Annotated in this window: 23 protein-coding genes; 3 read left to right on the forward strand and 20 right to left on the reverse strand. The window is 43.6% G+C overall.

The window, feature by feature from the left end:
* Positions 1–25 precede the first annotated feature (25 nt).
* On the reverse strand, positions 26–628 hold the full coding sequence (locus tag SFC25_RS07930; RefSeq protein ID WP_411214753.1) for a hypothetical protein: 603 nt from the start codon (positions 626–628) through the stop codon (positions 26–28).
* Positions 629–922: 294 nt separating this feature from the next.
* The gene (locus SFC25_RS07935) at positions 923–1,522 is read right to left on the reverse strand and encodes a hypothetical protein (RefSeq protein WP_411214754.1); all 600 of its coding nucleotides are present in this window, start codon (positions 1,520–1,522) and stop codon (positions 923–925) included.
* A gap of 245 nt (positions 1,523–1,767) precedes the next feature.
* Between SFC25_RS07935 and SFC25_RS07940 the strand changes: the two genes are divergently transcribed.
* Positions 1,768–2,097, forward strand: coding sequence for a hypothetical protein (locus SFC25_RS07940; protein WP_411214755.1), 330 nt, complete (start codon positions 1,768–1,770; stop codon positions 2,095–2,097).
* 1,503 nt (positions 2,098–3,600) lie between these two features.
* Here SFC25_RS07940 and rlmD read toward each other — a convergent pair.
* Together rlmD and SFC25_RS07950 are read right to left on the reverse strand one after the other, a co-directional pair.
* Positions 3,601–4,986 carry a 23S rRNA (uracil(1939)-C(5))-methyltransferase RlmD gene (rlmD, locus tag SFC25_RS07945; protein ID WP_411214756.1) on the reverse strand — a complete coding sequence of 462 codons (1,386 nt, stop codon included), beginning with the start codon at positions 4,984–4,986 and terminating at the stop codon, positions 3,601–3,603.
* Between the two features lie 108 nt (positions 4,987–5,094).
* Complete coding sequence (locus SFC25_RS07950; RefSeq protein ID WP_411214757.1) at positions 5,095–6,012, reverse strand: diacylglycerol kinase; 918 nt, start codon at positions 6,010–6,012, stop codon at positions 5,095–5,097.
* Positions 6,013–6,379: 367 nt separating this feature from the next.
* Here SFC25_RS07950 and SFC25_RS07955 point away from each other — a divergent pair, with 367 nt between their 5' ends.
* Positions 6,380–7,042, forward strand: a complete 663-nt coding sequence (locus SFC25_RS07955; protein ID WP_411214758.1) for an O-methyltransferase — start codon at positions 6,380–6,382, stop codon at positions 7,040–7,042.
* Positions 7,043–7,079: 37 nt separating this feature from the next.
* On the opposite strand, the gene SFC25_RS07960 is transcribed toward SFC25_RS07955, so the two are convergent.
* From SFC25_RS07960 to SFC25_RS08015, 12 genes are all read right to left on the reverse strand, one after another.
* Positions 7,080–7,790: an alpha/beta hydrolase gene (locus tag SFC25_RS07960; RefSeq protein WP_411214759.1), complete on the reverse strand. Its 711-nt coding sequence runs from the start codon at positions 7,788–7,790 to the stop codon at positions 7,080–7,082.
* Positions 7,791–7,898: 108 nt separating this feature from the next.
* Complete coding sequence (gene gatB, locus SFC25_RS07965) at positions 7,899–9,329, reverse strand: Asp-tRNA(Asn)/Glu-tRNA(Gln) amidotransferase subunit GatB (protein ID WP_095223450.1); 1,431 nt, start codon at positions 9,327–9,329, stop codon at positions 7,899–7,901.
* Positions 9,326–10,792, reverse strand: a complete 1,467-nt coding sequence (gene gatA, locus SFC25_RS07970) for an Asp-tRNA(Asn)/Glu-tRNA(Gln) amidotransferase subunit GatA (RefSeq protein ID WP_411214760.1) — start codon at positions 10,790–10,792, stop codon at positions 9,326–9,328. Before gatA ends, gatB begins: the two co-directional genes overlap by 4 nt.
* 11 nt (positions 10,793–10,803) lie before the next feature.
* Positions 10,804–11,094: an Asp-tRNA(Asn)/Glu-tRNA(Gln) amidotransferase subunit GatC gene (gatC, locus tag SFC25_RS07975; protein ID WP_093727350.1), complete on the reverse strand. Its 291-nt coding sequence runs from the start codon at positions 11,092–11,094 to the stop codon at positions 10,804–10,806.
* Between the two features lie 278 nt (positions 11,095–11,372).
* Positions 11,373–11,504 (reverse strand): hypothetical protein, encoded by a 132-nt coding sequence (locus SFC25_RS07980; RefSeq protein WP_411214761.1) that lies wholly within the window; start codon positions 11,502–11,504, stop codon positions 11,373–11,375.
* A 13-nt stretch (positions 11,505–11,517) separates the two neighbouring features.
* On the reverse strand, positions 11,518–12,780 hold the full coding sequence (locus SFC25_RS07985) for a helix-turn-helix domain-containing protein (RefSeq protein ID WP_411214762.1): 1,263 nt from the start codon (positions 12,778–12,780) through the stop codon (positions 11,518–11,520).
* A 218-nt stretch (positions 12,781–12,998) separates the two neighbouring features.
* Positions 12,999–14,213, reverse strand: coding sequence for a CamS family sex pheromone protein (locus SFC25_RS07990; protein WP_411214763.1), 1,215 nt, complete (start codon positions 14,211–14,213; stop codon positions 12,999–13,001).
* A 13-nt stretch (positions 14,214–14,226) separates the two neighbouring features.
* Positions 14,227–16,233 (reverse strand): NAD-dependent DNA ligase LigA, encoded by a 2,007-nt coding sequence (ligA, locus tag SFC25_RS07995; RefSeq protein ID WP_411214764.1) that lies wholly within the window; start codon positions 16,231–16,233, stop codon positions 14,227–14,229.
* A gap of 14 nt (positions 16,234–16,247) precedes the next feature.
* Positions 16,248–18,467 carry a DNA helicase PcrA gene (gene pcrA / locus SFC25_RS08000; RefSeq protein WP_411214765.1) on the reverse strand — a complete coding sequence of 740 codons (2,220 nt, stop codon included), beginning with the start codon at positions 18,465–18,467 and terminating at the stop codon, positions 16,248–16,250.
* A 13-nt stretch (positions 18,468–18,480) separates the two neighbouring features.
* Positions 18,481–19,170 carry a heptaprenylglyceryl phosphate synthase gene (gene pcrB / locus SFC25_RS08005; protein WP_411214766.1) on the reverse strand — a complete coding sequence of 230 codons (690 nt, stop codon included), beginning with the start codon at positions 19,168–19,170 and terminating at the stop codon, positions 18,481–18,483.
* Positions 19,171–19,309: 139 nt separating this feature from the next.
* Entirely contained in the window at positions 19,310–20,302 is a 993-nt protein-coding gene (locus tag SFC25_RS08010) for a Gfo/Idh/MocA family protein (RefSeq protein WP_411214767.1), read from the reverse strand.
* A gap of 14 nt (positions 20,303–20,316) precedes the next feature.
* Positions 20,317–20,619, reverse strand: coding sequence for a YerC/YecD family TrpR-related protein (locus SFC25_RS08015; protein ID WP_411214768.1), 303 nt, complete (start codon positions 20,617–20,619; stop codon positions 20,317–20,319).
* Between the two features lie 165 nt (positions 20,620–20,784).
* On the opposite strand from SFC25_RS08015, the gene SFC25_RS08020 reads away from it, so the two are divergent.
* Complete coding sequence (locus SFC25_RS08020) at positions 20,785–21,051, forward strand: YgaP family membrane protein (protein WP_411214769.1); 267 nt, start codon at positions 20,785–20,787, stop codon at positions 21,049–21,051.
* Positions 21,052–21,089: 38 nt separating this feature from the next.
* Here SFC25_RS08020 and purD read toward each other — a convergent pair whose 3' ends face one another.
* The 4 genes from purD to purM are packed head-to-tail and all read right to left on the reverse strand — an operon-like array spanning position 21,090 to position 25,488.
* A complete protein-coding gene (gene purD, locus SFC25_RS08025) occupies positions 21,090–22,343 on the reverse strand; it encodes a phosphoribosylamine--glycine ligase (protein WP_411214770.1) in 1,254 nt (417 codons plus the stop codon).
* Between the two features lie 18 nt (positions 22,344–22,361).
* The gene (gene purH, locus SFC25_RS08030) at positions 22,362–23,888 is read right to left on the reverse strand and encodes a bifunctional phosphoribosylaminoimidazolecarboxamide formyltransferase/IMP cyclohydrolase (protein WP_411214771.1); all 1,527 of its coding nucleotides are present in this window, start codon (positions 23,886–23,888) and stop codon (positions 22,362–22,364) included.
* Positions 23,889–23,893: 5 nt separating this feature from the next.
* A complete protein-coding gene (purN, locus tag SFC25_RS08035) occupies positions 23,894–24,466 on the reverse strand; it encodes a phosphoribosylglycinamide formyltransferase (protein ID WP_411214772.1) in 573 nt (190 codons plus the stop codon).
* The gene (gene purM / locus SFC25_RS08040) at positions 24,463–25,488 is read right to left on the reverse strand and encodes a phosphoribosylformylglycinamidine cyclo-ligase (protein ID WP_411214773.1); all 1,026 of its coding nucleotides are present in this window, start codon (positions 25,486–25,488) and stop codon (positions 24,463–24,465) included. Before purM ends, purN begins: the two co-directional genes overlap by 4 nt.
* Between the last annotated feature and the right edge of the window lie 4 nt (positions 25,489–25,492).

Raw genomic sequence — 25,492 nt, forward strand, 5'->3', positions numbered from 1 at the left:
CAGGATTTACCGAACATTTCAAGTTTCACATAAACACAATTGATTTCAGCATTACGATTGCTTTTTGTTTTTGCTCTTCTTTTGATTGTAAGCATAGATCCTCTTCTACGTTTTCTTTGCAGTTAACCGTTGTATGGACTACAATCATCCTTCCATCATCTGACCAAATAATCGGCGCTAATACTAGAAGCGCTTCGTTCTCATACTCCGCTATCTCCAAATGCTGGTTTTCGTGAGAAGATTCAATTTCCTTAAATTCCAGCACCCTATCTGAACTCTTCATCATCTGTTCCTTGCTGTGCTCTACGCTTAAATAAAAATTGTAATAATTAATTCGCATATTAATAAATGCTGTTCTGTCTTTAATCGATTCACTAGGATATTGAATTACAATAGTCTCACTTCTATTTTTAGGAGCAATATTGTAACTTCTTTCTCCAATAATCATGTCACTTGGAAAATCCATTTCATAAGCTCCTGTTCCAGAAACAAATGGGAAATACCCTTCGTGTGTTTGCTCGGTAGATTCTATGAAATCACGCGTAAACTCATCTTGAAATGCTGGTACATCTGGCAGTTCACTTGCATTTATCTCGGATGGAGCTACCGATTTGTTTTCTTTACCCATATCGCACCCTCCGATAATCAATGTCATTAAGATTAGTACGATGATCGCTTTCAACCTCATCCAACCTTACCTCGATTAATGGATTGATGCTACAGTTTATAAAATGTATACAAAAACGGATTGACCAATCCCACCCATTTAGTTTTATTTTCCAAATATACTTCTTTAGACATTTAGACAAAATACCCAGCGGATAAATCTTAAATTATTCATCACAGTAACTTTTATTCCATTCCATTATATTATTAACTAGCTAGATTATTATTATTGTATAAAGTTAATAGTGCAAGCTATTCACTCTCTTCTATTTAACTGAATTGATTTGAGCATTTCCATAGCCTTGTTCTTTTGTTCTTCTTTAGACACTCGACAAACTTCTTCTACGTCTTCCATGCAATTAATCTTTGTATGAACCTGCACTATTTTTCCATTAGAGGACCATATTAAGGCATAGATAACTGAAAGAGAATCATTCTCATATTCTGCTGCTTCTAGTTTTTGGTCTTTATGTTGTGATTCTATCTGTTTAAAGTCTAATTCTCTTTCTGAACTGCTTTCCATTTGATCTTTACTATTTTCAACGCTGAAACGTGAACTGTAATAGTTAATTCTCATATTTATAAATGCATTTCTATCATAGTTTGGATAAGATAAAACCATTGTCTCGCTCCAATTATTTTCTGCTATATCATAACTCCTCTTCCCAATAGTCATATCTTCTGGAAAATCCATCTTAAAACCCTGAGAACCCGACTCTAATGGATAATAGCCTACTTTTGTTTGTTCCATGGAGCTTAAGAAATCACGTGTAAATTCATCTTGTAATGCCGGTACATCTGGTAGTTCATTTATATTCATTTCAGATGGAGACACCGAATTATTTTTGTTATTCATTCTGCACCCTCCCACAATTAATGTTATTAAGATTAGCACGATGACCGTTTTCAGTCTCATCTAGCCTTACCTCCAATAATGGACAGCTATAGTCCTTACAAGTATAATTTTGCGACACTAGTAAATCTTATCTATCCTATGGAAATAACATATAATTTGTTTACTATCAAAAAATACATTGTCTTATCAAATAGAAGAACAGTAAAATAATACTATAAATACATTTTTAGGAATAGGGGATTTGTATGGGAACTAAAAGAAGCGAAGACTCAGAAGTATTAAGGCTTGAGGCTAATTTCAATAATCAGATTTCTGCCTTAGCTATAGCAGATGCTAAAAAAAATAAAGAATTATTACCCGAGAGTATAAATACATTGCAATCAGAAATTCAGAATAAGATTCAAGTTGATGTTAATGAATTGTCAAGTGTCGCACTTGACTTAATTAGGCAAAATGATAAATTAACTGACGAAGAAGTTGGTATTGAGTTGCTTCGAAATATTGCATTAAATAATAAAAGTAAATTCATGAGGAAGTTAGCCTCAAAAATGATAAAAGAAAAAGGGGGGAATTAAACAGTGATTAAATCTTTGTTTGAAAGAATCAAACTAATCTTATTGAAACTAATCAAAGAACATGAAAAAGAAATAAAGGATTACTTATGGCAATTATTAATGTCAATAGTTCGACATGTAAGAGAAAAGAATAAAAATTCGTCTCACAAAGAAGCCTAATAAATTTGAAGACTATAATTAATAACCGAGGAGGATAGAGTCCTATAGAACATGAAACTCTGGTTTTATCAGTATTAACTGCGGCATGGTCTATGGTGAAGGACAATACAACGGAGACGAAGAACATTGCCAGGAGTTTAAATAATACTTAGACTAATAACTCAGTCTTAATTTCCCTCAATCGAGTGATGGGAATTTAAGACTTTTGTTTTTACGTTTGCTTTTAAAGAAGATACTCTCAATAGATTAAAAAAGCTAATCTTTTTAAATTCGTAATTCCAGGTCTCTTGTAACAAGATTTATGTTGCAGCAAATATTTTAGCAACGTTTTGTTTATTGTATTTATATTTCTCTTCTTTTATTTCGATTTATTTCTGCTTCTTTGTGAGTTTCAATAAAGTAAAGTATCTAAGCACACGATTCCTCCTAATTGTCTTAAAGTATTAGGATTTATCTTCGATATGAAATTTTGAAATTGTTTTTCATCTCTTAATAATACAGTGACACCGCCATAAAAGAATTCTAAGTCACCTAATAGTCTCCATCTTTCATTTGTCCAATCTGTAAGATTTGTCCCCTGATAAAAACCGGATAAATCAAAATCGACTATTCTCCAGTGCTCGTTTACCGGCATGATGCGCCTAGCAATTCTCACTAACTTCACTCAAGTCGCGATAAATACTTATGTTAATCGGAGTAATATCATAATCATCAAAATCCGCACGAACACTTGAATAATTTACCCCCTCTATAGAGGAATGACAAATTTGAACATTTATTTGTTCTGTATTGGGCTATTATTGGTTTACCTGGGGCTAACTAATTAAAGTTCTCCAGCTACACAATACAGCGAAATATTACAGATTTGGGATGGTGTTATATTTCCTGCTTTTTTATCCGATTTTCATTTGATCTTATACAAACAGGTGACTCATTTGTGTTATCCCTATTTCATTATTCTTATCTCTCACAAGTACAATATAAGGAATAATACAAACACAACTAAAATTCTTTTCTCTACTATATACAACAATAATAAACATTTCCTAAATAAGACCCTTCCAACCCGAATTCCACCGTTCGAGTTAAAATAAAGATTTCCTACCGCCCCCCATTTTCACATTTTTTCTGTTCAAAATTTGGCCGTTTTACATCCGCTTTTCCACACATTTTTTCACCTTTTTTTCTCAGTTAAAATAAAGTTCTCCGATAAAAGAAGGAAGAGAATATCGAGAAAATCCAGTAAGGACATCGCATGAAAAAGACCCGGAAATCGGAAATGTTTATTCCACCGAAATCCAGGTCTTATTTGAAAAAGTCTATTTTTAATGGGAAGAGTTTGTTTTAGTTAGACACCTTCAACTCAATCTCCGCCACACACTCAATGTGCCCAGTCTGAGGGAACATGTCTACAGGCTGTACTTGCTTCGTCTCGAAGCCACCATCTTCTAAGAAGCGTAGATCACGAGCTAGCGTGCTTGGGTTACAGCTTACATACACTATGCGTTTTGGCTTCATGTCGATCATAGCTTGAAGCAGATCTTCTTCACAGCCCTTACGTGGCGGATCAACAACGATGACGTCAGGGTTTAAACCTTGTGATTTCCACCATGGCATCACTTCTTCGGCTTTGCCGACGTAGAATTCAGCGTTGTCCATGTGGTTTAGTTTGGCGTTCATTTTAGCATCGGAAACTGCTTGCGGCACAATTTCAACACCGTAAACTTTCTTCGCTTTTTGAGCTAGGAATAACGAGATTGTACCAATTCCTGAGTAGGCGTCAATGACAGTTTCATTTCCGCTCAGGTTCGCATATTTCAATGCTTGGTCGTACAATACCTTCGTTTGTGCCGGATTGACTTGGTAGAAGGATTGCGCTGAAATGGCGAATTTGATGTCTCCGATTGTATCGTAAATATATTCTTCTCCCCATAGCAGCTTCGTCTTGCGGCCAAGGATTACATTCGTACGTTCCTTGTTGATATTTTGTACAATCGATTTGATTTGCGGATACGTTTCATGCAGCTCCGCAACAAGCTCTTTTGCATATGGCAGTTCGTTTACACGTGTAACGAGTACAATCATCGTCTCATTCGTCTGCTGGCCTGTGCGGACCATGATATGGCGCAGCACACCGCGATGTGTTTCTTCATTATAAGCAGGAATGCCAAGACGGCTGGCGATGCGGCGGACAGCTTCTACCATTCGGTCATTGACTTCTTCCTGGATAACACATGTTTCCATGTTTTCGATGATGTCGTGACTGCGTTTGCGGTAAAAGCCCGTGATCATTTCACCGTTTCGTTCTGCTGTTGGAATCTGGATCTTATTACGATAGCGCCATGGATCGTCCATACCAAGCGTTGGGTGTACAGGTACGTGTTCCAGATGTCCGATTTTCTTCATGGCGTTTTGTACTTGCTTTTGCTTCATGTCCAGCTGCATCGTATAGCTCATATGCTGCAGCTGGCAGCCGCCGCATTGGATATACACATCACATGGAGGCTCTACGCGATGTTCACTCGGTTTGGTTACTTCAAGAAGTTTACCAAAGCCGAAGTTTTTCTTTGTCTTAATCACTTTTACTTGCGCAGTCTCACCTGGGAGCGCATATGGTACAAACAATGGGTAGCCATCTATCTTGCCGACACCGTCTCCGTCATGCGTCAGGTCTTCGAAGGTCAATTCAATTGTTTGATTCTTTTCAACTGGTGGCGCTAATTTTGCCATTTTCATCGTCCTTTTTGTTTTGCTTTCAAGATTGTATCACATTGTGGCTGAAATCAGAAATCCAGGTCTATTGCCCGGGAAATATGTCGAAAAAAGAAACAAGACAGCTTATTCAACTAAGCTATCTTGTTTCTGAATGAATTCTTCTGTCACGAAGTATTCAATGTGCTGATGTAAATTGACGAATTCACCTGGCAGTAAACCGCCATATTCACCATCGATGTTCAACTGCATTTTATCAGCAGGTTTTACCTTGATTCGGTTCGCTCTTGTATAGAAGATAAGATCATGATCCAAGTGCGCTCCTCGGATTGCCAAGGAAGCGATACGGATGAATTCAGCTATATTCGTTTTGCGTAGAATCACCAAATCGAATAATCCATCATTCAACAGCGCGTCCGGGGCAAGCTTCTCAAAGCCGCCGACTGAGTTTGTGTTAGACACAAGGAAAAGCATGATCTCATCCTCGAACCATTTTCCATCATACTCAATCTCTACCTTGATTGGACGAAGAGACGGCAGCATTTCAATGCCTTTCAAGTAATAAGCCATCTGGCCGAGCATCGTCTTCGTCTTGCTTGGAACATCATAGGTAAGCTCTGTCAGCTTCCCTCCGCCAGCGATATTCATGAAGTAGTGGTCATTGACCTTGCCTATATCAAGCTTGCGAGTCCTGCCTTCCACAATAATCTCAGCAGCCCGCTTGATGTTGCGCGGAATGAATAGTGCACGAGCTAAGTCATTCGTGGTACCGACCGGAATGATGCCGAGCTTCGGCCGGTTTGGCTGTTCAGCTAAGCCCGATACGACCTCGTTGACAGTACCGTCCCCGCCGCATGCGACGACAAGATCATAGCCGCGCTCTACTGCTAGACGCGCTGCTGCCGTTGCATCTCCTTCACATGTGGTTGCATGCGCCGAAGTCTCATAGCCTGCCTTTTCAAAAATTTCTAATACATCCGGGAGTTCCCGTCTGAACGCTTCTTTACCTGAAGTTGGATTGTAAATGATCCGAGCGCGTTTCATTGTATTGCCTCCTACCAAACCTTACGTTCACATTGTCCAAGTCTTATCATAGCTTTTTTTTCCTATTTTGAAAAGGTCTTTGCCCGTTTCTGGTAGCCTGTCTCCTGTCAGTATAGGAATAATATGACCTTTTTAACCTGGTGTCCGGAAATTCCCTGTCATTTTGCCGAGTACGTTAACAGGTTCTCCCCTTCCAGATTTTTCATGAAAAATTCCATCTTACCACCTTATAAACTGGCATATTACTGCCTGTTTTTGTATATGTATTGATGTTCTGCTTTATTTTGTAACGTTAACATAACGAAGTAATATAGTTTTTTCTATTGATCCGATAAACTAAAAGAAAGATGAAGAGGAGATGAAATGCATGGAGAAAAAATGGAACGACGTAGATGCCGTATTTTTGAATAGCTTGCTGCCTGCTGGAGAGGATCATGAATATGTACTGGAGGCAAATCGAGAGGCAGAACTGCCTCAGATCGATGTATCCCCCTTACAGGGCAAGCTGCTGCATTTACTGGCCAAAATCAGAGGTGCCAAGCGAATCCTGGAAATCGGTACTCTTGGCGGCTACAGCACGATTTGGCTTGCCAAAGCGCTTCCCGCTGCCGGAAAACTGTATACCCTGGAAAACCACCCCTATTATGCCGAAGTAGCACGAAGCAATATTGAAACAGCTGGACTGGCGGATAAGGCAGAAATAGTCGTCGGTAATGCGATTGACACACTGCCAGCACTCTATGAAAAGCAAAAAGACGTTTTTGATTTCATCTTCCTCGACGCCGATAAACAAAGCTATCCAGAATACCTGAAATGGGCTATCAAGCTAGCAGCACCTGGAGCCGTTATTGTTGCCGATAATGTCGTCCGCAGAGGAGAAGTAGCAAATGAACAAAGCACAGACGAACGCGTACAAGGCGTACAGCAGTTTTTGAAACTGCTTTCTGAAGAACCTCGTATCGAAGCTACAGCTGTGCAGACTGTCGGAAGCAAAGGCTATGACGGATTTGTTCTTGGATACATTAAATAAGTCGACTGGGCGCTTCCTTTCCATCAAGCGCCCCTTTTTAACTGAAATTTTCGTTCAGCCAAGACTTGAGTCCGTTGACCATATCCTCCGTAAATTGATGGTCGACTTCATTGTAAATATCGAATGTAACCTCTGGACTGCTGCAATGTGCATAATACACAAACTGCCCATAGGAATCGATAGTTTGATCACTATCTCCATGCATAAGCAATACAGGTTTGCCGCTATATGTATAACGTATCGGATCATACAATTCAATCTTTGCCCTTTCCTCTCCAGACAGTTCGCCTCTCCCGTCTGTTCTCCTGAAGAATTCATCTGACACTGCAAAGGCGCCAGATCCATTCACATTGACCAAACCTTGCATACCAGGATACTTCGCAAAAATACCGCTTGCTATAAAACCACCCATGGAACTGCCAATGAGTAAAATGTTTTCCTTCTCTATTTTCAAGTCTTCCACCAATAAAACGAATTCATCGATTGTCTGAAACACTGTTCCCCAGAATAATTGCTGACGCGTACTATTGTCAAAGTAATCATCTACGGTCCCTCTGCTATCATGATGGACTATATCAGGTAAAACGACGGTATATCCTTGTTCCTGAAGTTCTTCTGCCAGTTCATAATATCCCGCAGTACTCCCTGCCCAGCCATGATAGATGACGAGTATTGGAGCTTTAGTGTCAGTACCTGGGAAAAAGTGATATGGCAGTTTCTGATGATTGTTAGGCTTATATGCATACATCTTGCCGCCTCCCTTTTTTAATATTCTACCAAGACTTGAATCAATTAGGATAAGGTATTGAAAAGTTCACTATACAAAAAAGCCCGCCATAAGGCGGGCTTCTTCTACTTAGCGCTTATTCATTTCCGCAATCAGGATTTTGTTTACCATCGGCGGGTTGGCTTGGCCTTTTGTCTGTTTCATGACTTGACCGACCAGGAAGCCGAGTGCACGGTCTTTCCCGTTCTTGAAGTCAACAACAGACTGTTCATTTTGATCAAGGATCGCTGTAATGATTTCTGTCAGCTGACCTTCATCAGAGATTTGGACAAGTCCTTTGTCTTTTACGATTTGCTGTGGATCGCCACCATTTTCAATAAGCTCCGCGAATACTTTCTTCGCTAGTTTAGAGGAAAGAGTGCCATCCTCAATCAATGTAATCATTTTAGCTAGTCCTTCTGGCGTCAGTGCTGTATCAGCAAGGTCTTTTTGCTGCTTGTTCAAATACGCAGAAACCTCACCCATCAGCCAGTTGGAAGCAGCTTTAGGATCAGCGTCAGCCTTCAATGTCGCCTCGAAGAAGTCGGACATTTCCACGCTTAGCGTCAATACCATGGCATCATAAGCAGGCAAGCCAAGCTCATTTACGTAGCGGGCTTTACGAGCATCTGGAAGCTCAGGGATGGATGCACGAATCCGTTCCTTCCAAGCATCATCAATGTACAATGGTACAAGATCCGGTTCTGGGAAGTAACGGTAATCGTCAGAACCCTCTTTAACACGCATCAGAATCGTCTCTTTTGTAGACTCATCATAACGGCGAGTTTCCTGCAGGATTTCTCCTCCAGCAAGCAATACCTTCTGCTGGCGTTTTTCTTCAAACTCCAGACCTTTTTGAACGAAGGCGAAGCTGTTCAAGTTCTTCAGCTCTGCTTTTGTACCGAATTTCTCTTGTCCGATCGGACGAAGGGAAATGTTGGCGTCACAGCGCAGGGAACCTTCTTCCATCTTCACATCAGATACGCCAGTGTACTGGATGATGTTGCGAAGCTTCTCAAGGTAAGCATACGCTTCAGCTGGTGTACGAAGATCTGGCTCAGACACGATTTCAATCAATGGTGTTCCTTGACGGTTGTAATCGACAAGGGAGTAACCGTCGCCTGTGTGAGACAGTTTACCAGCATCCTCTTCCATATGGATACGTGTGATACCGATTTTCTTTGTGTAACCGTCCACTTCGATTTCGATCCAGCCATTCTCACCGATCGGCTGATCGAATTGAGAGATCTGGTAAGCTTTCGGGTTATCCGGATAGAAGTAGTTCTTCCGGTCGAATTTTGTATGTGTCGCGATTTCACAGTTCAGTGCCATCGCTGCTTTCATAGCAAAGTTCACTGCTTCTTTATTCAAGACTGGAAGCACACCTGGGTACCCAAGGTCGATTGGGTTGGTGTTTTCATTTGGTGCGGCACCGAATGCATTTGGGCTCGGGCTGAAAATCTTGGATTTCGTTTTCAGCTCCACGTGTACTTCGAGTCCGATGATAGTTTCGAAATTCATCCTTTTACGCCTCCCAATGCCGGTTTCTGTTTGTGATGATCTGTCGCTTGCTCGAATGCATAAGCAGCGCGGTAGATCGTCGCCTCATCAAAGTGCTTCCCGATGATCTGCAAGCCGATCGGCAGCCCTTCACTGGAGAATCCGCAAGGCAGGGAGATTCCTGGTACGCCTGCAAGGTTTACAGGGATTGTCAGGATATCAGTTGCGTACATAGTCAATGGATCTTCTACTTTTTCGCCAACTTTGAAAGCTGGAGTCGGAGTTGTTGGTCCAACGATGACATCATAGTCCTCGAACACTTTGTCAAAATCGTTTTTGATCAATGTACGTGCTTTTTGTGCTTTTTTGTAGTACGCATCATAGTAGCCGGAGCTAAGAGCGAACGTACCAAGCATGATACGGCGTTTTACTTCCTCACCGAAACCATCGCGGCGGGAATATTTGAATACATCGATCATGTTTTCCGCTTGTGTAGAGCGAACACCATAACGGACACCGTCAAAACGCGCCAAGTTAGCAGATGCTTCAGAAGAAGATAGCAAGTAGTATGCTGCTACTGCATAACGGGAGTGCGGCAGGGAAACTTCTTCCCATGTTGCGCCAAGATCTTCATATACTTTCAATGCAGCCTTGATGGATTCACGTACTTCATCAGAAACACCTTCGCCAAGATACTCGGAAGGTACGGCAATGCGCAAACCTTTCACATCTTGTTTCAAAGCTTCTGTATAGTTCGGGATTTCCACGTCTGCACTAGTGGAATCCATTTCATCATGACCTACGATTGCTTGCAGTAAGTGTGCGTTATCTTCAACCGTACGAGTCATCGGACCGATTTGATCAAGAGAAGATGCGAATGCAACAAGACCGAAACGGGATACAAGACCGTATGTAGGCTTCAGGCCAACTACACCACAGAATGCTGCTGGTTCACGGATGGAACCGCCTGTATCGGAACCTAGGGAGAAGAATACCTCTCCAGCAGCTACAGCAGCTGCGGACGCGCCGCTGGAACCGCCAGGAACATAATCTGTATTCCAAGGGTTGCGTGTTGTGAAGTAAGCGGAGTTCTCATTGGAAGAACCCATCGCAAATTCATCCATATTCAATTTACCGATTGTAACAGTTTTCTTATCCTTAAGCTTGGAAACAACTGTCGCATCGTAAAGCGGGTCTGTGAAGTTATCTAGGAACTTACTCGCACATGTTGTACGAAGACCTTTTGTTACGATATTATCCTTGATACCGATAGGAATACCGAATAGCGGGTTGTCCCCGCCCTGCTCGTCCAATTCCTTTGCTGCTGCACGTGCATTTTCTTCATCAAGCGTCAAGAAAGCTTTCACTTCATCGTCTACTTCCTTGATACGCGCGTAGGAAGCATCCACAAGATCCGTTACTGTGATCTCTTTGTTATGTAGCTTTTCCTGCAATTCTTTCAATGTATAATCAAACAAAGACATAATCTTCCTCCTCAGTCCAAAATCGACGGCACACGGAACTGGCCATTTTTCTGATCCGGTGCATTTTTCAATGCATCCTCCCGGTCGATCCACTTGCGCGGTTCATCCTCACGCATAACGTTCTTCAAATCAAGCACGTGCGTCGTAGGCTCCACGTTATCTGTATCAAGCTCATTCAAAAGCTCGGCATACCCGATAATCGCATCAAGTTCCTTCGTCATTTTTTCTGCTTCTTCATCAGTAATTGCAAGACGCGCCAAATGCGCTACATGCAACACCTGTTCTTTCGTAATCTCTGACATACTGTCACCTCCGGAATTCACCTTACATGTATATAAAAATGATCATAGCAAAAGGAGCTGCCGTAAAGCAACCAGACTATAACATATAACTATTTTAGCACGTTTTGACCGCCAAACGAAGCCAAGCACAAGAAAAAGAAAAAGCCCGCCTTATCCGAAAATAAAGCGGGCGATTGAGGGTCTTACTTAAGGGAAATAGTACATGATGTACTTATTCGGCGAAGGAATGGAATTTCCTTCTTGGAAAAAGAAAAAAATGCAGCATGAGCTGCATTTTTTTAGAATGGAAGATTTACGATTGTATATGCACTTGGTTGATTATCAGCCGTATTGATCTCGTTAGAAGAAGATAGTAGAAGTCCCGCGCCAAGTGCAACCACAGCAGCAATAGTAAGTACCAATTTTTTCATTTAATTTTCCTCCTTAAATTTTAAGCAAGTCTTCATAAGACTTACTTGCTAACTTATAATAGTAGGCAGCATTTTTGTATTTCTTTATATCCTCAAAATGCGCTGCAATCATATTAGAATAAATTATTGTATATACTTTATCTTCTTGATCCAGCAAATATGGAATCAATTGATTTGTAACTAAGTCTTCGTATATATGATGTTCCTCATTTAAGATTGCTTTAAAGACGTTAATTTCCAGTTTGACCAACTTACTTCCTATAGAGTTCTCATCCATAATCTGTTCTGCTTTTACTATATAAGTCTCAGCTTCTGCGAACTCTTTTGTAATGATATACTCACGAATAAGAGAAGTTACTGTGGTTAATTTATAGTTTAACGGAACATTCTTAAGATTAAATGCAGTTTTATAGAACTCGATTGCTTCAATAGAGTTACCTGCACGAGAATGTAAGTAACCTAGATTATGGTTTGTTAGCTGTATAACATCGTTATTGTCAGTAATTTCACCCAAGTGCTTTGCTAAGTTATATTGTTTGATTGCTTCTTCAAGCATGTGCAACCTTCTATAGGATATACCTAAGATTATATGACATTGCGCACATCGTACAAACTTATAACTATTCCTAAAGATAGCTAATGCTTTATTGGCATATTCTAAAGCACTGAGATCATTAACTAACTTACTGTGTAAAATACTTATCACATATAGGAGATCCGCTTTCTCATCATCTAAAAGGTCTAATTTGTCCATAATAGATTCTGCTTCTTGATAAAATCTAAGCGCTTTAGTAAATTCAGAAAGCTCCATGTGATAATAATTACCTACAAATTTGTTCCAATAAAAAGCTTGCAATGAATCAAACGAATTTTGAACTTGTTCTAAACGCTCAATCTGATCCTTCGCTTCCTGCACTCTGCCCTCAACCAAAAAAAACCTGATCTTCTGTATTTCAAACAACATCTCATGGTCGGAATTATTCGCTTTGAACAGAGTTTCGAGTTCCTCGAATCGCTGTCTTCTTTCGTCGGCATTATGTACTTCGTACAGCATACCGTACCATTCCTCAGCCTTCTCCTTGATCATATCCTCATTCTCCGCGTTAAGCTGGATTCCGAGTCGTTCACATAATAATGCGATGACTTCCGGGCTGGCGTCGGTTTTCTGGTTTTCGATTTTGGACAGATAGGATTCTGAAACAATGCCCGCTGCTAGGTCTTCTTGCGTCATGTTTTGCTTGATTCTATGTAGTTTAATTAAAGGGCCTATTTCCATGTGGGCTACACCTCGAAACATAGTTATTTCTTTCTGCGTAAGAGCTTGTGCCCAAGACCATTGCTGGGATGTGTTTCTGTTTTCATTCTAACACATCCCGGCTATAAGTATATTGGGAAAGTAGGGATTAAAGCGTATGCTTCTCTACCTATTTTCTGGTGATACTTTCCTAGTCTTGTCTAATAATGCATTTTTTTGTCTTTTTTTGTTTGGCTGCTTTAATTAAGAATATAAACTTCAGGTTCTTTCGTATCATGTTCCCTCGTTATGATGGCTTCTGTCTGATCATTGGAGGTGATGTTGATTTCCAAGTCATAATAATTCGGGAAGATATCCATGATCTGGCTGTATGCATACTGCGTAAAGGCAACTACTTCAGCATTCCCTTCGAATTGAATCGGGATATCGATTGTCAGCTTCTTAAGCTCATCATTTTGGTAGAAGCCTCTGCCGACCATTCCTGTGTAGTTCGGGAAGAAGCTTGCCACTTTAGTCGTAAATGCAGAGATATATTGGCTTTCGTCTGGGTAGTTCTCATCCGCATCATCAGATGGGAACAACACGTTCTTTTCGTCGATTTTATCCCAGTCCCCGACCGAGCTGCTGCCTTTATCCACTGTAGTTTCGGCAACGAAGTGCCCTGGTACGACAGATTCTTTTTTAGCTTCCTGATAAACAGCGATATGAATCGGAACGTCACTTAACCCGTCCATATTGCGCATTCTCTCGACAATTTTTTTAGCCATTTGGTTTGCCTGTGCGAGCATTTCATCTTGCGGAATATCCTCACGATAAGGACCTTTTCCACCAGTCGTAAACTGGTATTCCGACTTCATTGCAAGAGCGATGGAGACTCCGCCCAGCTTGATATCACCGTTATCATCCTCGACCATATAATCCTGCTCCAGGATGTGGGATAGATACTTCGGATTATCACGGAAATCTTTTTCCGATGCTTTTTCTTCGTTCAGCTCAGGGTTAAGTCCGAGTTCCTTTGCTTCTTCTTCTTTGGATATTTTGCCCTTATCATCCTTTTGTGCCTTGGCATAACGGCCGATCCAGCTGTAAAGCGTATCACTATCGAGCATTTGTCCTTCACGGAAGTAATAATCTTCCGGACTGAATACATCCTTTGAATGGTTGCGAAGCCCTTCTTCTACTTCGTCAATATCCAAACGGTTGGCAATCTGGTTGATGATTACGCCGCGGGCTGCGCTAGTCTCATAGTTGACGACACCCTTTGATTTACCGCTCTCATAAGGCAGCAATACTTTATATTCTTCGTCAGAGAAATTGTAGCTGGAAACGACGGATGTTTTTTCCCCGCCATCTGCCGTTTCCTGCTTCACTTCTTCTTCCCCGCCGCCAGATGGTCCGCAGCTTGCCAGCAATACGAGTGCTCCTATAGACAGAACACCTGCTAATTTCTTCATGTGTTTCTCCCCTCTATTCCTGTAACGCTTCGATCAGACGTGCTTCATTCCATATCTCTATACCGAGCTTCTCTGCTTTATCATATTTCGATCCAGCATCCTCGCCTGCAATCAATAAATCTGTCTTTTTGCTGACACTGCCAGTTACAATACCGCCAAGTGCTTCGATTTTCTCTTTTGCCTCTGGCCTTGTGAGAGCGTCCATTTTACCGGTCAAAACAATCGTTTTGCCGCTGAAGATGCTGTCACTTGTTACTTCCTGCGGCTTGATGCCCTTATACGTCATATTGACGCCTACAGCTTTCAGCTCTTCAATCAGCTGGGTAACTTTGTCTTCTTGGAAATGCTGATAAATGGAATCAGCCATTTTCTCGCCGATTTCATCAATCGCAACAAGTTCCTCAACGGTTGCCTGCTGTAATCTTTCAATGGTTTCGAAGGCTTGAGCCAATGTTTTCGCAGCTTTCGCTCCAACAAAGCGGATGCCTAGTCCGAACAATAGGCGCTCAAGTGAATTGTCTTTAGACGCTTCAATTGATTTAAGCAAATTATCAACTGATTTTTCACCCATACGCTCCAGACCTAATAAAGCATCTCGGTCGAGCTTATATAAATCATCGATTGTATGCACCAATTCAGCGCGGTACAGCTGGATGATTACTTTCTCTCCAAGTCCATCAATATTCATGGCATTACGGGAAACAAAGTGGATCAACCCTTCAACAAGCTGCGCCGGACAGCTTGGATTGATACAGCGAAGAGCTACCTCTTCTTCCAGGCGGACAGTTTCACTGCCGCATTCCGGACAGTGCTCCGGCATATGGAACTCCTGCTCTTCTCCTGTACGCGCATCTGTAACGACACGTACAACCTCCGGGATAATGTCTCCGGCCTTTTTAATGACTACCGTATCCCCGATTCGAATATCCTTCTCGCGAATCAAATCTTCGTTATGCAAGGTTGCCCGCTGTACTGTCGTACCAGCCACCCGGACCGGTTCCAGCAATGCTGTAGGAGTAATAACACCAGTACGGCCCACATTCAGCTCGATATCGTACAGTTTTGTGGTTACTTCCTCAGCTGGGAATTTGTACGCAATTGCCCAGCGCGGTGTACGGGCTGTGAAGCCAAGTTCATCCTGTTGTTCACGCTTGTCCACTTTGATTACAATACCATCGATCTCGTAGCTCAGCTCGCGGCGTTTAGCGCTCCATTCCTCGACATATGCAAGCACTTCCTCGATTGTCTGGCAGCGGCGGCGTTCTTTATTTGTCTTAAAACCTAGCTGCTCCAAATAGTCGAGCAGCCCGCTATGGGAATCCAGATTATTCGTCTCCCATTGACCGGAACCATAGAGAAAGACATCCAAATTACGGCTGGCTGCAATCTTCGGATCAAGCTGGCGCAAAGATCCAGCCGCTGCATTACGCGGATTAGCAAATGGTGCTTCCCCGTTTTCTTCCTTCTGAGCATTCAAAGCTGCAAAGGATTTTTGCGGCATGAATGCCTCCCCGCGCACCTCGATTGCTTCTTCTAAATCAATTCGAAGCGGGATGCTGCGAATTGTCCGTAGATTCTGGGTTATATCTTCACCAGTTGTTCCGTCGCCACGCGTCGCGCCTTGAATGAACTCTCCATTTTCGTAACGAAGGGAAACAGCCAGTCCATCGATCTTCAGCTCACAGATATAGGAATAGTCATCTGTATCCAAGCCGTTTCGGACCCGCTTATCGAAGCTCCGCAGATCTTCTTCATTGAAAGCATTGCCCAAGGACAGCATCGGCACGCGATGCTCCACTTTATTGAAACCTTCAAGCGGCGTGCCGCCGACTCGCTGGGATGGCGAATCGCTTGTGACGAGGTCCGGAAACTCTGCTTCGATATCCAGCAGTCGTTTCAGTGTCTGATCATACTCATAATCGGACACCTGCGGATTATCAAGGACGTGATAATCATAATTATATTGATTGAGCTTTTTGCGCAAATCAGCAAGCTCTAAGATTGCTTCTTCTTTGTTCATGCTTGCCACCTCAGTTAAGCTTTTGTGATCGGTGCGAATGAAGCAAGCAGTCGTTTGATACCGACAGGTGCAGGGAAAGCGATATCAAGCTCCATCGCTTCTCCTTCTCCGTTGACCTTGACTACTGTACCTTCGCCCCATTTCTTATGGACGGCCTTGTCGCCAGGACCCCAACCGAGCGCGTCTGCTCCGGATTTCGGCTTCGGCTTACGGACGATACGTTTTTGCTCTTGCGGTTTAGCTGCTGGACGGCTGTTTCCAAGTCCAAATGGATTTTGTTTGGTTTCTTGGATACCCTCCAGCAATTCATTCGGAATTTCACCGATGAAACGGCTGACAGGGTTCATATTCGTCCGGCCAAACAACGTCCGCATCTTGGCATTGGTGAGGAATAATTCCTCTTCTGCGCGGGTGATTCCGACATAAGCAAGGCGGCGTTCTTCTTCCATTTCTGTCTCATCCATTTGGGAACGGCTATGCGGGAAGACGTTCTCTTCCATCCCAATCAGGAATACGACAGGAAACTCAAGACCTTTGGCACCATGCAGAGTCATAAGGATGACTTTATCATCGCTGGATGGATCTTCATCCATGGAATCGATATCTGCAATCAACGCAAGATCTGTCAGGAAAGCAACCAGTGTTTTATCTTCACTCGTCTGCTCGAAGTTTTTTGTTACTGTCTTGAACTCTTCCAAGTTCTCAAGCCGGCTTTGCGATTCAATGCTTCGTTCTGCTTTCAGCATCTCCTCATAGCCGGAACCTTCCAGCACCTGCTCGACCATATCTGTAGCAGTCAGGAATTCTGTCTGCTTGCTCCAGTTGCTGATCATCGCCCCGAACTCACTTAGCGCATTGGCTGCTTTTGCACTAACGCCAGTGAAATCAACTTCTTTAAGCGTATCAAACAACGAAATTTCATGCTCATTCGCATATGCTTGCAGTTTTTCGATGGATGTTTTCCCGATGCCCCGTTTCGGCTCATTGACTACCCGCTCGAAGCTGATGTCATCATCCGGGTTTGCAATCAGACGAAGATAAGCCAGCATATCCTTGATCTCTTTACGATCATAGAACTTCGTGCCGCCGATCATTTGATATGGAACGCCCGCTTTTACAAACGTTTCCTCAATGGATCGGGACTGGGCATTCGTCCGGTAAAGGATGGCAATATCACGGTAATGACGTTTTTTCTCCATCATCACCATTTCTTCGATTTTCTCTGTTACATATAGCGCTTCGTCACGTTCGGTAGCCGCTTCATAATAACGCAGCTTCGAGCCATCGATATTATCTGTCCAAAGATTCTTCGGCTTGCGTCCTGTATTGTTGCCTATTACTTTGTTGGCTGCATCCAGAATCGTCTTCGTCGAGCGATAATTCTGCTCGAGCATGACGACCTTCGCGTTCGGATAATCCTTTTCGAAAGAAAGGATATTGGTAATGTCTGCACCCCTCCAGCGATAGATGGATTGATCAGAATCCCCGACTACACAAAGGTTCTTATATCGGGAAGCCAGCTGGTTTACCAAGCGGTATTGCGCATGGTTCGTATCCTGATACTCATCCACGTGGATATACTGGAAACGACGCTGGTAATATTGCAGCACTTCCGGCACCCTGTCGAACAGCTGGATTGTCTGCATGATCAAATCATCGAAATCCAGTGATTGATTGCGGCGCAATGTTTTCTGGTACAAATCGAAAATTTCAGCTACTTTTCTTTCGTAGACACTTCCAGCTTCCTTACTGTATTGTTCAGGAGTAATCAGTTCGTTCTTCGCTGAGCTGATAGCACCTAGCATTGCTCGCGGATCGTATTGCTTCGGATCAAGGTTAAGCCGTTTGAGCGCTTGCTTGATTACGGAAAGCTGATCGCTTGTATCCAGTATGGAAAAATTGCTATTGTATCCTATTCTGTCTATATCACGCCGTAAAATGCGTACACACATAGAGTGGAAAGTCGAAACCCAAATCTGGGAACCTTCTTCTCCTACCAATTTGTGTACACGTTCCCGCATTTCACGAGCTGCTTTGTTTGTAAAGGTAATCGCCAAAATACTGCGCGGAGATACTTCTTTCTCACCTAATAAATAAGCAATTCTATTCGTCAGCACACGTGTCTTACCGCTTCCGGCACCCGCCATGATCAGGAGCGGTCCTTCTGTGTGCTGTACTGCCTCTGCTTGTTCTTTGTTCAAACCATTTATTAAATCATTCGCCAATCGGCTCATGTTTGCACCGCCTTTACTTCTTTCCTTTTACTGCTCCCACTGTCTTCAGAGCAGACTTTATATTATCATACACGCTGTTTCCGACAATAATCACATCAGCATATTGCTTCATCTCCGCTGCTTGCTCCGGTGAAGCGATGCCGCCTCCATAGAAAAGCAGCGTATTGGAAAGCTGTTGCTTCACCTTGCTGACAAGTGCAGGATCAGCATACGCTCCGCTGTTTTCCAGGTAAAAAATTGGGAGCTTGTACATATGCTCCGCCATATATGCATAAGCAACGGTATCTTCTTCGGTTGGCAGCTCACATCGAGTATGGCTGAAAACCTTCGCTTCCGGATTGATGACACAATATCCTTCCATCATGATTTCATCCCAGTGCATCATATCCCGATATGCCTTGACTGCTTCATGATGCAGTCCCATGACCCATTGTTTGTCCTTGCTGTTCATCACCATCGGCACATAATAAAAATCGAATCCAGGTGTCAAAGCGTCCATCGTACTGATTTCCAGTATGACAGGAACTGTATGACGGCGAATCCGCGCGAGCAAATCGAGCACACCATCCAGTGTCACATTGTCTGTACCGCCGACAATGATGGCATCCGTACCGGATTCACAGATTCTCTCCAAATCTTCATCGCCAATTTCCTTTGCTGGATCGAGCTTGAATATATGTTGCCACTCTTTCATGTTATACACGTGCGTATCCTCCATTACTTGCTTCCATAACGTTCATTATAGCAAAAATCGACTGGATAATTCAGTGGTTACAGTGAGGAAAATACGAAGAGTTTACGAACGAAGAAAGCCCGGCAACCAATTGCCAGGCTTCAGTATGTCATTGGATCCGGTCAGCTGGGAAAATCAAGCCGAATTGATTACGCGCTTTCTCCATGATTTCCGCTACGGATAGTGCCAGTTCATGTGTATTGATGCTTGATTCGCGCTTTCCTGATTGAATCAGATTCACGAATTCCTCTATTTCATATCTCATGTGATGGCCGTTATCCTGCGGAACGCTGATCGTCTCCTCTGTACTGTCATGGTACTGTATCTTCACATCTTCAAAATGTCCGATATGATCGATCCGGATAGTCGCATCTTCTCCTTGTATTTCAGAAGGCAGAGTAGAGCTGGTTATTTTTGAATAGTACACAAGTGCCTCCATACCATCGTACGTCAGCGTTATCGTTGCCTGGCCATCCACACCGGATTCAAGCAACGTTCCGCTCGCCTTGATTTCTTTTGGCTTGCCGAACAGCGCAACGAGCGGATACAGACAATAGATACCGATATCCATCGTTGCACCATTGCTGAGTTCCGGATTGAATGCATTCAGAATCGTCCCTTGACGGTAAGCATCGTAGCGTGATGAGTACTGACAAAGCTGCGCCACATAGCGGCGCACTGTTCCGATTTTCTCCAGATTCTGCTGAACAGCATGGAAATTCGGAAGGAATGTCGATTTCATTGCTTCCATCAGTAGCACATCATGCTGCTTTGCAGTTTGTATGAGATCCTTTATTTCAGCAGTATTGGAAGCTAAAGGCTTTTCACACAAAACATGCACACCATGCTGCATGAAAATCTTGGCTTGCCCTGCATGCAAAGCATTCGGGCTCGCAATATAAACCGCATCGATTTCTCCGCTCGCCGCCATCTGTTCGATATCGGTAAACGTATGTACTGCTTTGTGCTTACCAGCGAATTCCTCCGCCTTTTCAAGCTTACGTGAGTAGACAGCCGTCAAATCAAAGTGATCGACCTTTTTAGCTGCTTCCAGAAATATTTCTGTAATCCAGTTCGTTCCGACTACACCAAAGCGTACCATCCAATGTCAGCTCCTTAATCTTCTGTTTTTTCTTCCAAACGCTCAAGTACCGTATTATATCCATCGTTACCGTAATTGAGGCAGCGCTTCACACGGGAAATCGTCGTTGTCGATGCGCTCGTTTCCTGGACAATTGCGTGATACGTTGCTCCATCACGCAGCATCTTTGCCACTTGCAGGCGCTGTGTAAGCGATTGTATTTCGCTGATCGTCGCAATATCATCGAAGAAGCGATAGCATTCCTCGATATTCTTTAACGATAGAATCGCCTGAAATAATTCATCTAAATGCTCTCCACGGAGCTTATCAAGCTGCATACAGCTTCCCTCCCCCATACGCACATATGTGCTTCTTACCTTATCCTTTATCATACATCATCTGAGCGAATTTGCGTAATACGACGTACATGGAATTTTTATACTAGCATAAACGCTGAAAACAGCAGGAAAACTAAGACCTATAGAATGAAAGGGGGGCTACCATTGAAACCTAATATGGGGATAATACAGGCGATGATCCGAATTACTGCCGGAGTCAGCATAGTCGGATATGCAACAGCAGTCCTTGTGACAAGACCGAAGAAGTTAATGGCTCACTTAGCCTTGCTGGCAGGTGCGATGAAAATTGCGGAAGGAATCGTACGCTACTGCCCGAGTATGACCATCATCAATCAATTCCTTCATAAACAGGATTCCCAAGATCAAAATCAAGATTCCCGGGGGAAAGAACAGGATTCCCAAGGGGAATAAAAAAGAAGAACTGGCCCGTATACCAGTTCTTCTTTCCTTTATTTCCCGAATCCAATATCGGTCCGATAATGGAAATTCGCATTATCTTTAAAGATCTCAAGACCTTTTTTGACACTTTTTACAGCATCGATTCGATTATGATGTACAGAACCAATGAACAAGATGCGTCCCCCGTTGGAAACATAACCGTCTGCCGCTTTTTCCGTACCCGCGTGAATACAGTATACGTCCTGCGGCAGTTCCGCTAAGTCCGGGATCGGAAGCTGCTTATCATAACTTCCCGGGTAGCCGCTTGCTGCAATGACTGTGCCGGTAGCATAAGCATCCTTCCATGTCAGGTTGGGATCTTCACCAGCCGAGACATCCTCCATGACCTGCAGCAAATCATTTTCCAACAGCGGCAGGATGACCTGTGTTTCAGGATCACCAAACCGGGCATTGAATTCAATCACTTTGGGACCATCTGTTGTTTCAATAAGACCAGCGTACAATACACCAGTAAATGAACGGTCTTCTTTAACAAGTCCAGCTGCTGCAGGCTTTAATATTCGTTCAATCGCTTCATCAATCACAGCCTGCTGCAAATCTGGTATGGGGGCGTACGCACCCATACCGCCTGTATTTGGTCCCTGATCATTATCGTAAACGCGCTTATGATCACGAGCAGGTACGAGCGGATAGACATTCTCACCATTGACGAAAGCCATCAGCGAAAATTCTTTGCCGTCAAGAAAATCCTCAATAATAACGAGGCTGCCCGCTTGGCCGAACTGATTATCGACCAGCATACTTTCTACAGCTTCATTTGCTTCCTCGACTGTCATGGCCACAACAACGCCTTTACCAGCGGCAAGACCATCTGCTTTCACAACAATTGGCGCACCTTTTTTCTCAATATATGCTTTTGCTCTCTCTGCATCAGAAAAAGTTTCACTTGCTGCAGTCGGGATAGCATGAACACGCATAAAGCTCTTCGCGTAATCCTTGCTTCCTTCAATCAAAGCTGCTTCCTTCGTTGGTCCGAATACGTTAAGTCCTTCTTGCTGGAAAGCATTGACGACACCTGCAAGCAAAGGAATTTCCGGTCCGACAAACGTCCAGTCGATTTGTTCCTCCTTTGCAAATTGGATAAGGTCGTCCACAGCTGTTACATCAATCGGTACACAAGTGGCCAAGTCAGCCATTCCGCCATTTCCTGGTGCTGCGTACAATGCTGTTACCTTGGTACTTGAAGCTAGCTTTGCGACGATGCTATGCTCGCGGCCGCCGCTGCCTATCACAAGAACTTTCACAATGTCTCCCCCTGACAATTAGTGCTTGAAGTGGCGCATGTCTGTGTAGACCATGGCAATGTTATGTGCATTGCATACAGCGACAGAATCTTCGTCCCGTTTAGATCCTCCTGGCTGGATGATCGCTGTCACACCAGCTTTAACTGCGGCTTCAACTGTATCCGGCATTGGGAAGAAGGCATCCGACGCAAGTACCGCTCCTGCCGCTTTTTCGCCTGCTTGTTCCAAGGCAATTTTAGCAGCACCAACTCGGTTCATCTGTCCTGCCCCTACACCAATTGTCTGATCATCTTTGGCTACAACGATAGCATTGGATTTCACTTGTTTTACAACTTTCCATGAGAAAAGTAGATTTTTCATTTCTTCTTCTGTCGGCTTACGGTCAGTCGCAACAGTAAGTTCTGCTTCTGTTACAGCACCTGCATCATAATCCTGCACGAGCAAACCGCCGCTTACGCTAACAACCTTTTTCGGCTGCTGGATACTATCTGCAGCAAGCTCCAATAAACGGATATTCTTTTTCTCCGTCAATAAAGCCAATGCCTCATCCGTGAAGCCAGGTGCGATAACGATTTCCAAGAAGATTTCTTTCAGCTGCAATGCCGTGTCTTTGTCCACTTCACGGTTCAAAGCTACAATGCCGCCGAAAATGGATGTAGGATCTGCTTCAAATGCTTTATGGAACGCATTCGAAATAGTTTCACCGATACCGACGCCGCAAGGGTTCATATGCTTGACTGCTACCGCAGCAGGCTCCTGGAATTCCATAACGATCTCCAGTGCTGCATTTGCATCCTGGATATTATTATAAGAAAGCTCCTTGCCATGCAGCTGCTTTGCGTTCGCAATAGAAGCGCCTTTGACAATAGGATCCTTGTAGAATGCCGCTTTCTGATGCGGGTTCTCTCCATAACGCAGCGATTGGACTTTTTCATACGTAAGCGTCAATGTTTCTGTATCTTGTTCCTCATTCAATTCCGCAAAGTAACTTGCTATCATTGCGTCGTAATTTGCTGTGTGACGGAAAACCTTACCTGCTAATCGGCGTTTCGCTTCATAAGAAAGCTCTCCCTGCTGCAAAGCAGACAATGTCATATCATAATCATCCGGATCAACTAGAACAGTGACACCAGCAAAGTTTTTGGCTGCCGAACGAAGCATTGTCGGTCCGCCGATGTCGATATTTTCAATTGCATCCGCTTCTGTAACACCTGGCTTCTCAATCGTATTTTTAAACGGATAGAGATTCACCACGACCAAATCGATTGGCGTAATGTCGCGTTCTTTCAGCTGCTGCATATGGCTTTCGTCATCTCTTCTAGCCAACAAGCCGCCGTGGATGGCTGGATGCAATGTCTTAACACGTCCGTCCATGATTTCATCAAATTTCGTTACGTCAGACACCGCTACAGCTGGAATGCCTGCTTCTTGAAGCTGTTTCAAAGTGCCTCCAGTCGAAATGATGTCATAATCCAGTTCTGCCAAACCTTTGGCAAAAGAGATGATTCCTGTTTTATCTGATACGCTGATTAACGCACGTGGCATTACAGTCATTCCTTTCTATTTCGTTCTGTAAGTATGTATTTGATTGTTTCTGGATAAAGGCGGTGCTCAATTGCTTGAATACGTTGATGCAGTGATTGATGGGTATCTGTTTCCAGGACTGGAACAGCTTCCTGGGCGATGATATTACCGGTATCCATACCCGCATCAACAAAATGGATCGTCACTCCGCTCACTTTCACACCTGCAGACAACGCTTGTCCGATAGCATCTTTGCCGGCAAATGCAGGAAGCAGCGACGGATGGATGTTCAAAATCCGTTCAGGATAAGCTTCAAGAAGCGTGTTTCCGATTAAGCGCATATAACCCGCCAGAAAAATCCACTCGATCTGTTTTTCTTGCAGTTTAGTAAGGATAGCTTGTTCATAGGCTTGTTTATCTGCAAAGGTTTTCGGGTCGCAGACTAAAACCTCTGCATCCCATTCTTCTGCTTTGCTAATGACAGGAGCATCCGGTTTATCACAAACAAGCAGCTGAATTGTACAAGGTAATTCCAAAGCCTGCACAATTGCTTCTGCATTGCTGCCGCTGCCGGAAGCAAAAACGGCAGCCGGAATCACGCGGAAAACTCCACGCCCGTCTTATCCGTTACTTCGCCGATGATCCAGGCACTCTCACCAGCTTCCCGAAGTATAGCCATCGCTTCTTCCGCATCTTCCTGGGAAACGATCAGCGCCATGCCGATTCCTGTATTGAATACACCAAGCATATCCTCAAAGACTAGCTGTGCTTTTTCCATTAGAAATTCATAAACAGCCGGCAGCTCCCAGCTTCCAGTCTGTATTCGAACGCCTAGATCTTCAGGCACTGCACGCGGAAGGTTCTCATGGAAGCCGCCGCCAGTAATATGAGAGATACCATGGATGTCCATTTTCTCTTGGACAGCACGCACTGCTTTAGCATAGATTTTAGTAGGCTCGAGCAGGATTTCTCCTAAAGGACGGTCAAATGGTGCGTACACTTCATTGAGGTCCAGTCCATGCTGATCAATTAGACGACGCACTAGGGAAAAGCCGTTAGAATGCAGACCGCTGGAAGCAATCCCGATAATCGCGTCTCCTGCTTTGACGGCATCGCCGCTGATCAGCTTGCTCTTTTCCCCGATACCGACGACAAAACCAGCTAAATCGTATTCCTCCGCTCCATACATACCAGGCATTTCAGCTGTCTCGCCGCCGATTAGCGCAGCACCCGCTTCGACACAGCCATCAGCGATACCTTTCACAATCTGCTCGATTTTTTCCGGTTCATTTTTACCGCAGGCAATATAATCCAGGAAGAACAACGCTTGCGCACCTTGAGCGATAATGTCATTCACACACATAGCGACAAGGTCGATTCCGACTGTATCATGCTGATCCATATCAAAAGCCAGCTTCAGTTTCGTGCCAACTCCATCCGTCCCGGAAACGAGTACCGGTTCTTTATAGGAGAAAGATGATAAGTCGAACAGTCCGGCAAACGCGCCGACACCACCGATCACTTCCGGTCGGTTCGTACGGTTGATATGTTTTTTCATTAAATCTACTGCGCGATAGCCTGCTTCGACATCCACGCCGGCTTGTTTGTAAAGTTCGCTCATGCTT

The sequence above is a fragment of the Terribacillus saccharophilus genome (genome assembly GCF_046592595.1).
GTDB lineage: Bacteria > Bacillota > Bacilli > Bacillales > Amphibacillaceae > Terribacillus > Terribacillus saccharophilus_C.